12 protein-coding genes are annotated in these 12838 nt (G+C 33.5%); all 12 read left to right on the top strand.

Going from position 1 to position 12838, the window contains the following annotated elements:
- Positions 1-34: 34 nt before the first annotated feature.
- The 12 genes from EGI22_RS21935 (at position 35) to EGI22_RS21880 (ending at position 12810) form a co-directional block, all read left to right on the top strand.
- Positions 35-1333, top strand: coding sequence for a serine hydrolase (locus EGI22_RS21935; RefSeq protein WP_255070688.1), 1299 nt, complete (start codon positions 35-37; stop codon positions 1331-1333).
- A 543-nt stretch (positions 1334-1876) separates the two neighbouring features.
- Positions 1877-2704 (top strand): AraC family transcriptional regulator, encoded by an 828-nt coding sequence (locus EGI22_RS21930; RefSeq protein WP_255070686.1) that lies wholly within the window; start codon positions 1877-1879, stop codon positions 2702-2704.
- 66 nt (positions 2705-2770) lie between these two features.
- Positions 2771-4426 (top strand): serine hydrolase, encoded by a 1656-nt coding sequence (locus EGI22_RS21925; RefSeq protein WP_255070685.1) that lies wholly within the window; start codon positions 2771-2773, stop codon positions 4424-4426.
- 924 nt (positions 4427-5350) lie between these two features.
- On the top strand, positions 5351-6313 hold the full coding sequence (locus EGI22_RS21920; RefSeq protein ID WP_255070684.1) for a hypothetical protein: 963 nt from the start codon (positions 5351-5353) through the stop codon (positions 6311-6313).
- Positions 6314-6741: 428 nt separating this feature from the next.
- A complete protein-coding gene (locus tag EGI22_RS21915; RefSeq protein ID WP_255070683.1) occupies positions 6742-7347 on the top strand; it encodes a hypothetical protein in 606 nt (201 codons plus the stop codon).
- Positions 7348-7522: 175 nt separating this feature from the next.
- Positions 7523-8425, top strand: coding sequence for a GyrI-like domain-containing protein (locus tag EGI22_RS21910; RefSeq protein ID WP_255070682.1), 903 nt, complete (start codon positions 7523-7525; stop codon positions 8423-8425).
- A gap of 115 nt (positions 8426-8540) precedes the next feature.
- Entirely contained in the window at positions 8541-8948 is a 408-nt protein-coding gene (locus tag EGI22_RS21905) for a VOC family protein (RefSeq protein ID WP_255070680.1), read from the top strand.
- A 250-nt stretch (positions 8949-9198) separates the two neighbouring features.
- Positions 9199-10104, top strand: coding sequence for a c-type cytochrome (locus EGI22_RS21900; protein ID WP_255070678.1), 906 nt, complete (start codon positions 9199-9201; stop codon positions 10102-10104).
- Positions 10105-10535: 431 nt separating this feature from the next.
- A complete protein-coding gene (locus EGI22_RS21895) occupies positions 10536-11585 on the top strand; it encodes a serine hydrolase (RefSeq protein WP_255070677.1) in 1050 nt (349 codons plus the stop codon).
- A 56-nt stretch (positions 11586-11641) separates the two neighbouring features.
- Positions 11642-12007, top strand: a complete 366-nt coding sequence (locus EGI22_RS21890) for an iron chaperone (protein WP_255070676.1) — start codon at positions 11642-11644, stop codon at positions 12005-12007.
- 134 nt (positions 12008-12141) lie between these two features.
- The gene (gene arr, locus EGI22_RS21885; RefSeq protein ID WP_255070675.1) at positions 12142-12576 is read left to right on the top strand and encodes an NAD(+)--rifampin ADP-ribosyltransferase; all 435 of its coding nucleotides are present in this window, start codon (positions 12142-12144) and stop codon (positions 12574-12576) included.
- A 15-nt stretch (positions 12577-12591) separates the two neighbouring features.
- A complete protein-coding gene (locus EGI22_RS21880) occupies positions 12592-12810 on the top strand; it encodes a DUF4287 domain-containing protein (RefSeq protein ID WP_255070674.1) in 219 nt (72 codons plus the stop codon).
- The last annotated feature ends 28 nt before the right edge of the window (positions 12811-12838 follow it).

Genomic DNA, 12838 nt, shown 5'->3' with positions numbered 1-12838 from the left:
TTAGAAAACCATAAAAATCTAAAAAAAACTAGAAATGAAAAGAATTTTCAAATACGTTTTTGCGATTATTTTTTTATCCATTTTATGGATTGGACTTTCATTTTATGGAACACTAAAAGGTTGGTGGCATAAACCTTTTACAGACAGTAACGACCCAAAATTATTTTCAAAAGCGGTTAATCAGCAAATTGAAAAAGAATTTGTAGGAAACTTTGCAATGGCGAATATAAAAGAAGGGGAAGTTGAAAAAGAACTCTTCTATTCTAAAAATAAAAAAGTTGATAAAAATACTATATTTCAAGTATCATCCCTTTCTAAAATTGTTTCTTCCGTGGGTATTTTGAAACTCGTTGAATTAGGGAAAATAAATTTAGACACACCTGTAAATCAGTATCTTACAAGATGGCAACTTCCGCCAAGTGAATTTGACAATGAAGAAGTAACCGTAAGGAAATTGTTAAGTCATACGGCTGGCTTAACTGATGGATTAGGTTACAATGGTTTTAGAAATAAAGATTCAACTCAAACATTAGAACAATCACTTACTAAAGCTAAAGACGTTGATGAAGGAGAAAGTGGCGAAGTAAAAGTAGGAATTGAGCCGGGTTCAAAATGGAAATACTCTGGTGGTGGATTTACTATTTTACAATTATTGGTAGAAGAAACAAGTGGACAAACTTTTAATGATTTTATGAAAGACAGTTTGTTTACACCTTTGAAAATGACTAGTAGTAGTTACATTTTAAACGACTCCTTAAAAAACAGGCTCTGTGAATTTTACAATTCTGACAAAAGTATCGCACCACATTTTTATTATACTTCTTTGGCGGCAACTTCTTTATATACATCACTTTCTGATTTAGAAATATTTTTTAAATTGTATTTAAAAGGCAGTAATAATGAGCCAATTGGAAGAGGAAAGATAAGCCCTGAATCATTAAAGCTAATGAGAAAATCGCATTGGGATAGCATGGGTGAAAAAATTTATGGTTTAGGAACTATGCTTTATATTGATATTGAAAATGATGAAGACATTTTCGGACACGATGGGAAAAGTACACCACCAATAAATACGGCAATAAGAATAAATCCAATTTCAGGTGACGGAATAATTGTTTTAGAGACAGGTAACCCAAATTTAGCAACAAGAATAGCCAGCGATTGGGTATTTTTAGAGACAGGGAAAACTGACACGTTGCTATTTACAATGCTTCTTGAAAAAATGACCACTATTATAATAATTGGACTATTTATAATTTGTATACTAATCATAGGAACAGGAATATGGCGTAAGAAAAGGAAATCTGCTGTCAAAAATGTATATAAAAAATAAGAGAAATAGTTATAAAATCAAGGCTTTTGGCTCGTATCAAAGCCTGTGCTTAACCGAAAGTTTAGTGCATCGCTATTGCCTACTTGTCATTTACTAAATGTTAGGTGGCATACCAAGAGACCTCAAAATTCCATTCCATTTAAAAATTAGAAAGTGATGCTTTTTTCTTTTAGTTTGAAAAGTTCGATTTTACTGATTTTCTTTTTACACGGAATGGTTTTTTCCACATTACTATTAATTAAAGGATTACAAAACGAAAATAAATCAAGTCTTTGGCTCAGTTTATTTACGATACTATGCTCCTTTTATATTGCACCTTTCATGTTTGGATTTGCTGGATGGTATTCTCAACAGCCGTATAGAAATATTCTTTTTTATATCCCCTTTCAACAATTATTTTTACTGCCTCCTGTATTATATTTCTACACAAAAGCCTTACTTGACAAGTCATTTCAGTTTTCTAAAAGAGATTACATTCATTTTTTACCTTCTGCTATCTATCTGATTTACTCATTTTTTATTTTTCTCACAGATAATGTCATTTTGAATGAAAATTATTTTTACAAAGATGGTAAAGACAAAGATTTTTCATTATGGTATCAGATAACCGGACTGTTCTCATTAGGCTATTATTTAACTCAAAGCCTCAAAGTTTACTATAAGTATAAAACATTAACTTATAATGTGGTGAGTTTTGCTGATTCGGTAATGTTTAAGTGGGCTAAACGATTTCTAATAGCATTTTTGATGCTTATTGCTATTCGTATTTTATTTTTTATTGTCAACCCTGAGTGGGATGAATTTGGGAAAAAGTTTTGGTATTACGTATGTTTTTCAATCCTCTTCTATTACATGTCAATAAGCGGTTATACAAATTCAATATTATCAGCCACGTCTTTTCGCGTTTCCCCACTAAATTTCGATGCGGATTTCAAATTTGAGGCATATGGTCCCGGTGAAACTGAACTTCCCATATCAATACAGGACAATGACAATTTTGAAGAAGACAAGAATGAAATACCAGACTTTGATTTATGGAAGGAAAAAATAGAAACGCTGATGCTGGTGGACAAAATGTATGAGAACCCAGAACTTGTTATATCAGACCTAAGCAACAAATTAAGTACGCACTCAAAAAAAATCTCAAAGGTTATTAATCAAGGGTTCAATATGAACTTTAACGATTTTGTAAATCACTATCGAATAAAAGCCTTAATACAAAAAATTGAGGAAGGAGAACATAATATACAAACATTACTAAGTCTTGCTTTTGAATGTGGTTTTAATTCCAAATCTACATTCAATAGGGCTTTTAAAAGAGCCACATCATTAAATCCCAAAGAATATATTGAAAAATACCTTCCAAAATAGGTGTCAAATCAGGATTTAAAGCGAATTATAGTTTGCAAAAGTTAAAATTTGCAAAAAAAATTAGAAATGAGAAAACTAGCAGTTATCTTTTTTGTTATTGAAAATACTGTTTTGCATGGGCAATCCCCTAAAAGTTTTACACCAATCCAAATAAAACTACTTGACTCTATTGCAGCACAGGATGTTCCCAAAGGTGCACCAGGAATTGCAACAGGCATTGTAAGTAATGGAAAAATAGTTTACCAAAAAGTTGCTGGGTTTGCTAATTTGACAGACAGCAGTTTAATTACAAAGGACACACGGTTTAACATTGCATCAAATGGCAAACAATTTACAGCATTAGCCATTCTTGTTTTGATTGACGAGAAAAAAATTAGCTTAACAGACGACATAAGAAAATATTTGCCAACCATTTACACAAAACTTAAATCAAAGATTACTATTGAAAATTTACTTAATCATACAAGTGGAATCAGAGATGTTTATGATTTGTGGTCTTTGCAAGGCTTAACTTGGTGGGAACATTCATTTAGCAATAAAGATGTTTTGGAACTAATAGAAAAACAGCAAGAATTAAATTTCAATCCCGGTACAAAATATTTGTATAGTAACACTAACTACATTTTATTAACTGCCATTGTAGAAGAGGTCACAGGAAAATCGTTTGTCGAATACACAAATGATTTGTTCAAAAAATTAAATATGCCTAACACTTCTTTTGAAAACAACCATACAAAAATTCGGGGACCAATTGCAAAAGCATATTTCAATTTTGACACTTGGACAACTTATGATTGGATTTGGAATGTTTGTGGCGATGGAAATATTTTTTCAACATTGGCAGACCAACTTCACTGGGAGCAAATTCTTCAAGGAAAAATAAAGAGTAAAATAAAAAGACAGATTTTAGAAAAAAGTCAACAATTAACTGATAATTCAACAATCAAAAATTATGGGTATGGACTTGAATTTAGCACTTACAAAGGACTACCTTATAAATTCCATGAAGGAGCAACTGGAGCTTGGAAAGCCACAGTTATAAGGTTTCCAAACAAAAATATTTCTATTGTTACACTTACAAATACTGGCAAATCAACACCAAATACACAGACACGACAAATGGCTGATGTGGTTTTTAATCTAAAAAACAATGCAAGTTATTTAGTTACAAAACCAGCCAAAGTAGGCAGCTTTGTAAGCGAGGAAGATATGGTTGGAACTTATCAAACGGACAATAATTTTACATTTCAATTTGAAAGAATAGATAGTATTTTATACTTAAAACGAATTGGACGCAACGATGTGAAATTAGAACGAGAAGCAGATAATATTTTACATCAAACTTACGACCCAGACTTTAAGCAGGAATTCAAAAAAAATGAAGAAGATGAAATGACAGTAACTGTCTATTATACTTCTCACTCACCATATACCTTAACAAAGGCTAATAGTAATTGGACAAAATATAATTATCAGGCACTTAACGGGAAGTTTATAAATTCAGAAACTAATGTAACAATAGACATTAAGTTTTCAGGCGACAAGTATTACGATATTAAGGTTGTCGGTAGCCAAGACAGCATAAAAGGATTTTTAATTTCACCAACGAAATTATTAGTTAACAATTATGTGTTCGACATTGAAAATAATGGTGGGACTCCGAAAACATTCTTACTGAGTGCAGACAGAATTGAACGAGTAAAATTTGTTCGGTTGGACTAAAACTTTGAAGTGCAAACAAGTAGAACGGCACATATGAACTAAGATTTCGTTCGGCACAACGTAATGCGTCCAAGCATTTAGAATGGAGCTTCACAAAAGCTTTCGGGATTGAATTGGACATTGGGAGTAGGCTCAAAACTCAATTTTTTGACACTTTCATAATCTTAACCCAAAAATCTAAATTCAACAATCTCCTAAATTGAATTTATCCGTACTTTCGTCATTATGATATATTTATCTCAAGCTAAGCATCAGATGCTGCGTGTGACGCAATTTCAAGACCTTGTTTCGCGGCCTTTTAAGGGTGAAATAAATGCGATGTGCTGGTCGCGTGAACTTGTTGGTGATTTTGCTGAGATTGTTGGTAAGGCATATTATACCTCTCCTATACATGTTCCGAAAAGACATGTTGAAGCTAAATTTTTTCCATTTTGTATTTTACTTTAAAAAAACTAAATCCCCAACACTTGGAACAACGATTGAGTCAACATCTATTCAGAAATTTGCCTCACTATTCAAACATATCTATATAGATTAAGACAATTTGAGCTTGTTTGGCTGGATATATCATACTCATCGAGTACTTTCATAATCTAATGTTTTGAATAATTATTCTTTTTCATGGTTACAAGTAAATTTTAAACTCTTATTATAGTATTATAACCTGTCCTAATTTTGCAGAGAGTTATAATATTGGTTCTCTCAGTCGCAAACCGTAAAATAAAATTCGTTTTTACTGTAAATCAGTAATTAAAAATTTGAATAAATTTACTTAGTGTTTAATATCAAATATTAATTTGAAAGACTTTTTTATTTTAAAAGCAACTTCTTGGTCAATTTGAGACTTTTAGTTGAGAAACAATAGATTTATTTTTTATACAAAATGTACTTGATGATAATTTTTGAGTTATAAATTTTAAGATCATGAAAAAAATAGACTTAGTACTGATAATGTTAATCCTGTTAATAAATTTCCCAGATTATGCTCAAAGTGTCACAATTTCACCCAATGGCAATTCTGCTATCGTTGATGTAAGTTCTACATCAAAGGGTCTGGTTCTTCCCAAAGTTACTTCACCTCCTACTACCATTCAATCTCCTTCAGCAGGTATGGTGGTATATGATCAATCTAATGCTAACCTAGCTTATTATAACGGAGCTCAATGGAGCAATCTGACGGGAACAGCGGGAAATCAGGGATTGTATAGCAGGTTTCCTAATTCACAGGGCTTCATGAGTGAATTGTATAATTCATCTCCCAGTTACGTTTCATCCAGTTGGATAGTTCCTGCTGGAGTCAACCAAATTTGGGTTGAAGCCTGGGGGGCAGGCGATGCCGGTTTTGTAATGCCAACAACAAGTTCTAATACTACCTTTACAACTGGAGGTGACGCCGGTGACTTTGCCAGTTTTGTAGTAAATGTTACACCAGGCGAAACATTAAGTATCGAAGTGGGTAAAGGAGGTACGTCGACCAATATTAACGGAGGATCAACCAGGCTAATTACTTCAGCTGCTCCTGCAAGAACTTATGCGGTCTCACAACAAAGAACTGGAGTTCTATTTAATAATATTGTGCAAACCACCTTGCCCGGTTTAATCCAGTTTGTAGCCGGCCAGGATGGAGGTATATCTTCAACAACCTATGTACAGGCTGGTAGTACAGACTTTCGACGAATAATTACGGGAGGTAAAGGAGGTGATTCTTATCCGAATCAAAGAGGAGGTTCTGGTAACACCATTTCTTATGATATGTCAGATAATTCTACAACTGGAAATTTAATTTCAGTAACCGCCAGTGGTGGTTCTACGCCGGGAGCCGGTGGTGGATCCAGCGTGGGATTAGGAGGATCGGCTGGTGCGGGTTTGTTGATAATCCATTGGTAAATCTGGACCGCCTCCTCGCTTCTCTAATTCTTATTTTCTTACCTTTAAATCAGGCAAGCTGACTACAAGTAATCGTTTGGTAGATTGACTTGCACCATGTATTGGAGTGGAATTTTCCCTCCTCAATATATTCCAATAGAACATATCAAAACCAGAAATATAGAATTTTCAATCCTATATTTCTCTAATAGAATTAATAAATCCGTTTTAAAATGGATTCAATTATTTTTAGAAACACTAATAGATCGAAAACCCTTTATTTTGAAAACTTTTCATAATCTTAACCCAAAAATCCAAATCCAATAATCTCCCAAATAGATTGTACTTTTGCCATTATGATAGATTTAACTCAAGATGAGCATCAGATACTGCGTGTTTCGCAATTTCAAGACCTTGTTTCGCGGCCTTTTCAGGGTGATATAAATGCGATGTGCTGGTCACGTCAACTTATTGGCGATTTTGCTGAGATTGTCAGTAAGGCAGAATTGACTGAAAATATTACGGTAATGGACGAAGAAGAACTACGTGAAATGCACTTGAGCGAGCAGGGGCAGCTGGCTCGTGAAGTCCTTTTAAATGATATGAAACTATTGACAGCTCAAGGTGCTGCTCCGGTTCTGAATGTAATCAAATACTACGAGCGAGACGATTCCTTTCCCTTATTCCCAACAGATGTGTATTCATATCATGTAGATCGTTCGCCTGTGCCTACCGATACGTTTTTATGCACTTACTACGGCGAGTCGAGTGATATTTTGCCCAATTCAAAAGCCATTCAAAAAATCCTCGTTCCCGAAATACGGCTTGAACTCATGAAACTTTTCGACGGCCCAGACGAAGATTTTGAGGCATTTCTTGTTGAAAATTTCTTTGATCTGCATTACCAAGCTTTGCCAAATGCACGCCCAATCAATTTGGGTCTCGGACATTTGTGGCGGTTGGCGGTAGATCATCCCGAAAGCAAAGTTCTGCCTTGTGTTCACAGAGCCCCAATAGAAAAAAATGGAGAGCCAAGGTTATTGCTTATTTGTTAGATATTAAACTTTTGAAAGTAAAATTCACAGAAAAAGCATGATATAAAGAATGTACTGATATTTAATCCAGAGATAAATCTGTTGGGATTATTAAAAATATTTACTTTGTTCCTTGTTGGTTTTTAATGGAAAATACTTTGCTAATATCTTAAAACTTATTGTAGAAAAAAGAGAAATGCAAGAAGAATATATCAAAAGAATAAACAAAGTCTTGGCATTTATAGACGAAAACTTAGATGCGGATTTGTCATTGCAGACGATTGCAGCTATCGCCTTTTATTCGCCATTTCACCTACATAGACTTTTTAAAGCTATTACCAACGAAACCTTAAACGCCTATGTCATTCGAAAACGAGTAGAACGAACTGCCATGATGCTGATACACAATAAAGCATATAGCATTGCTGAGATTGCAGACAAATATGGCTTCAAAAACGACTCGACATTTTCTAGCACCTTTAAAAAAATATATGGTCAGAGTCCAAAGGCGTTTCGCAAGGCAAACTTGGATAATTTTAGCAAGATTAGTAAAGTGAATAGCAAGATTGGTAAAGTGAATTTTATCACCGAAGAATACCTTTGCAACATTAATAATCTCAAAAATTGGATAATGGTGAATGCAAAAATTGAAATCAGAGAATTGCCAAAGATGAATTTGGCGTATGTTACACAAATAGGGGTTGATGGAATAGAAGATGCCTTTCAGCGAATAGTAAAATGGGCGGCACCCAAAGGATTGTTTGCAAAAACAGATACCAAAGTATGCAGGGTTTTTCATGACAGCTTTAAAGTAACGGATGCCGATAAAGTTAGAATGAGCATTGGAATTCTTACAAATGAAGACCTAAAAGTCGATGGTGAGATTGGACTTTCGACTTTAGAAAAAGGCAAAAACATTGTGGCTCGTTTTGTGATTGAAACGCAAGAATTTGAAAAATCGTGGGACAGCCTATTTATTTGGATGAATGAAAACGGTTACAAAAAAGCCGACAGAAATCCTTTTGAAATCTACCATAATAACTTCAATGAACATCCAGAGAAGAAAACCATTGTGGATTTATGTATACCTATTGAATGAAATGTAGCAAAATTACATTTGCAATTTCATTTAACTTTTCTGTAAATTTGAACAACGGAAACATCTATTTCAGCAAGTACAAAAACTTTTATGGGCACTTAACAAAAACAATAATATGGCAAAGCAAATTTTTATCAATTTAGCGGTAAACGATGTCCAAAAATCTATGGATTTTTATATGGCATTGGGTTTTACAAACAATCCTCAGTTTTCAGACGATGCCGGAAAGTGCATGGTGTGGAGTGATGATATTTTTTTAATGATTTTGTCTCACGAAAAGTTTGCAAGCTTTGCCACCAAACCAATTGCCGACACCAAATCCAAATTAGCGGGACTTTTTTCTTTGTCTGTCGATAGCGTAGATGTAGTTAATTTGATGATGGAAAACGGACTAAATGCAGGTGGCGTTGAGCCTGCCGAAATGCGAGATTATGGTTTTATGACTCAAAGAACCATCGAAGATTTTGATGGTCATACATGGGAGATTTTCTATATGGATATGTCGAAATTTCCTACGGAATAAGCTTTTGGGAAATAGAACTGAGTATAATAAATTTAGTAAATTAATCATTCATTTAACCTCCGAATTTTAAGCTATATTCAATCTTTCTTTTGCATTTAATTACATTTTTTCATGCGATTATACAAAACTTTGATTTTCATCATTTTTAAGAAATCGTTTAATTTTCGAATAAGCATTTTGTAAGAATTTCTAATTATGGCACTCAGTTTTCCCATATTATTTATGTCTATTATTTCACTAATTTCAAAAAATGAAAAACAAAAAAAATATATTAACTATCATTTCAATCTGCATATTTTTTTGCTCCTTTAAGTCCGAAAACTACTTTGAATCTTCAAAATCATTTATTGTTGAAGACAAGCCAAATTATTTGGCTTTATATGGAGAATACATCTTCAAAAGGGAATCTTGTAATAATTGCCATACCTTCAATCAAACTAAAGACACAAGTTTTGTTAGCCTCGACGGTTTAAAAGGTAAATACCCTGCCAGTTGGCATTATAATAATTTTATTGATCCTCAACTTTTCGCTCCAGATTCAAAAATGCCTCCATATTTTGTTTTATTCGATCAAAAATTAAATCAAAGTATATTTAAACAAATCTATCCAAATCAAAAACTTTCGGATTGGGAATTATTGCTTTCGCAGGCCAAATTAATCCAAAAAAGCATTCAAGAGGATGGGGAAACGGTTGAAAGTGATACGGAAGTTCTGGCTTTAATCGAATTTTTAAATAATATTCCTCAAAGTAAAGAACTGCAAAAATTGGATTCTTTAAAAAATATCCAAATGAAAATGAAAGAGAGTATTTGGTTAAATGAAATCTCTGACGATAATAGTGGAGTATATAAAGTCATAAGTGACAAAAATAGCTCCATTATTGGAAAGGAAATATTTAAATCAAATTGTGCTGTTTGTCATGGCGAAAATGGAGAAGGAATGATAGGCCCGAATTTAACCGACAGTTATTGGCTTTCAGGAGGAGATCAAAAATCAATAATTAAATCTATTGTATATGGAAATCCAGAAAAAGGTAGTATCCCTTGGGCTTATATATTGGAGCCTAAGGAGGTAGGTCAATTAGTTGGATATATTAATTCTATAAAAGGGTCAAATCCGAAAAATGCAAAACCAAAGCAAGGAATAAAAGAATAAACGACAGCTAAAATTTTGAAATAGCCAAATGTTTTGCATAAATGAATTGATACAATTCTTAGGTTCAATTCCAATTTATGAATCTTTACCAATTGGTTAGACAGTGATAAGTGTTACTTGGTTACATTAGTTCTTTTTTATTTCCACAAACTAAAATACCAGTTTTCTCTTCTAAAAAATCTCCAGACACCATTAATGTACATTGAGGTTCTAAATTGCACTTTCTAGCAAAAATATGTACCTTCGTATAGATGGCTTTATCGAGCTATAATAAAATTGGCCTTTTGCTATTTTCATCCCTTCGGTATTTAGATTGAATTTTAAAAGTGATTTTGACTTAAAAAAGAAGTGACTAGGTTTTTTTAAACCAGCTAATTTTCTACTAAAAAACAACCTCCTTTTTCTACCAAAAGCTTGGTTCTTAAAAAATTATGAATAAACAACAAATAAAACGCATTCTAAAAATTTCATTAATTACAGCCAGTATTGGATCTCTTTATTTTGTGCCATGGATACTTGTAAAAGCTTGGATTTTACCTTTACCAAATACGATTCAGGAACAATTGGAGGAGTGTATTGCAGATGGATTTGATGGAATGATTGTTTACGTGGACCAAGCGGGAAAACCGCCAGCGTTTTATGCAGCAGGCTGGCATGATCGAAAAAAGAAAATTCCTGCAAACCCAAATGCCTTATTCAAGATTGGAAGTGTGAGTAAGTTATATGTTGCAGTAGCTGTCGCTAAATTGGTAAATGATAAGCAATTAACTTTGGATAAAACTTTAGCCGAATACCTACCCGAACTCAAAAACAGAATAGAAAATTCAGATAAAATCACTTTGAGATTGCTGGTGCAGCATAGAAGTGGTATTCCCGATTTTACCAGAATCACTGGCTATTGGGAAGCCCCACCGAAGGAAAATAAAGATAACCTAGCCTTGGTGTTAGATAAGCCTGCCGACTTTGAACCTGGTGAAGAATATGGGTATTCAAATACGAATTATTTGTTGCTAGGCGAAATTCTTGATAAAATGTTAGGATATAGTCATCACCAATATATCAATGAGGAAATTTTGATACCACTTGGACTAAAAAATACATATAGTTTGCTAAGTGAAGTAAATATAGACCAAGTAATGAGCGGGTATTATGTAGGTTATGAGGACGATTTGAAGTTTAATGATTTTATAAACCCTGCTGGCTCTATGATTGCTACAGCACAAGATGTGGGCATATTCCTGAGGGCATTGATTGATGGTTCGGTGTTTAAAGAAGGTGAACAAGAAATATATTCCTCTATTTATGTATATGAACATACAGGTCTGCTGCCTGGTTATCAGAGTTTTGCAAAATACTACAAAGACATAGATACGGTAATTATTCAGTTTAATAATACTACTAATTTTGATGGCTACGACTGGAACTTAGCGGAAATCATTTATGGTAGGGTAGTGAAAATAGTTAGAAAAAGACGACGTTAATTTTAAAGTTATAAAGAACAAAAAAAAACTTATTCACTTTTAAAAACCATTCAAAAATGAAACCGAAAACTGTGGACGAATATTTTATAAATGCTCCAGAAGAGGCAAAAGGAAAATTAGAAGAGCTCCGAAGTTTGTTAAAAAATGTAGTTCCTGATGCAAGCGAAGTGCTAAAATGGGGAAAACCGGTATTTGAGTCTAAAACTATATTGTTTGCTTATTCGGCACATAAATCTCATTTGAGTTTTATTCCAACTGGACCAGCTTTGGAGCCATTTCTTAATGAATTAAATGATTACGTAGTTAATAAAGATTCCGTCCAATTTAGGTATGACAAGCCTTTACCTATAAATCTCATCAAGAAAATTGCTGAATTTAGAAAGTGGGATGTAGAAGATAGAGGAGCAAAATGGAAATATTAAGACCCTAAAAAAATGATTAAATTAAAATTTAAGGTCAAATTTGATTTAACTTATTATTTGGTTTTAGAAATATAATAAATACAATTTTCCCTTTTATTATATTGCAAGCCAGTATTTCGAACTTAATAAACAAAATGGAGCCAATCAAAATAAATTCTTCTCCTAGCCCATTTGCCCAAACGTATTTCCATGGGACAAAAGCTGACCTCAAAATCGGCGATTTTATAGAAGTTGGGAAAAACTCCAACTTTGGTCAAAGAAAAAACGCAAAATACATTTTCTTGACTGCAACTTTAGATGCCGCAATTTGGGGAGCTGAATTGGCCATTGGAGATGGAAAAGAAAGAATATATTTAGTAGAGCCAACCGGGCCAATCGAAGACGATCCAGACTTGACGGATAGGAAATTTCCTGGTAATCCTACAAAATCATATCGTTCGGAAAATCCGTTTAAAATAGTTGGAGAAATTACGATTTGGCAAGGTCATCCTTTGGAGCAAGTGAAGGCCATGAAAGACGGATTGGCTAAGCTTAATGAGCAGGGAATAAATTCATTAAATGAAAAATAAATAAGTATAAATATTATGTCATTTCAAGCATACATTGATAACATCAAAACGAAAACGGGCAAAAGCCCTGAAGACTTCAAAAAACTTGCAGAAGAAAAAGGTTTTTTGGAAAAAGGAGCTTTAGTAAAAACTGTGAAAGCCACCGAAATCACAAATTGGCTTAAAGAAGAATTTGGACTGGGACATGGCCATGCAATGGCAATTTTCGCCACTTTTAAAGGGAAAACAGAATAAAGAATAGCTTATACTTTTTTGGGCAAAA

This window comes from Lacihabitans sp. LS3-19, assembly GCF_024343575.1.
Lineage (GTDB): Bacteria > Bacteroidota > Bacteroidia > Cytophagales > Spirosomataceae > Leadbetterella.
The sequence above is the reverse complement of the archived record's forward strand: the minus strand, read 5'-3'. Positions and strand labels throughout refer to the sequence as shown.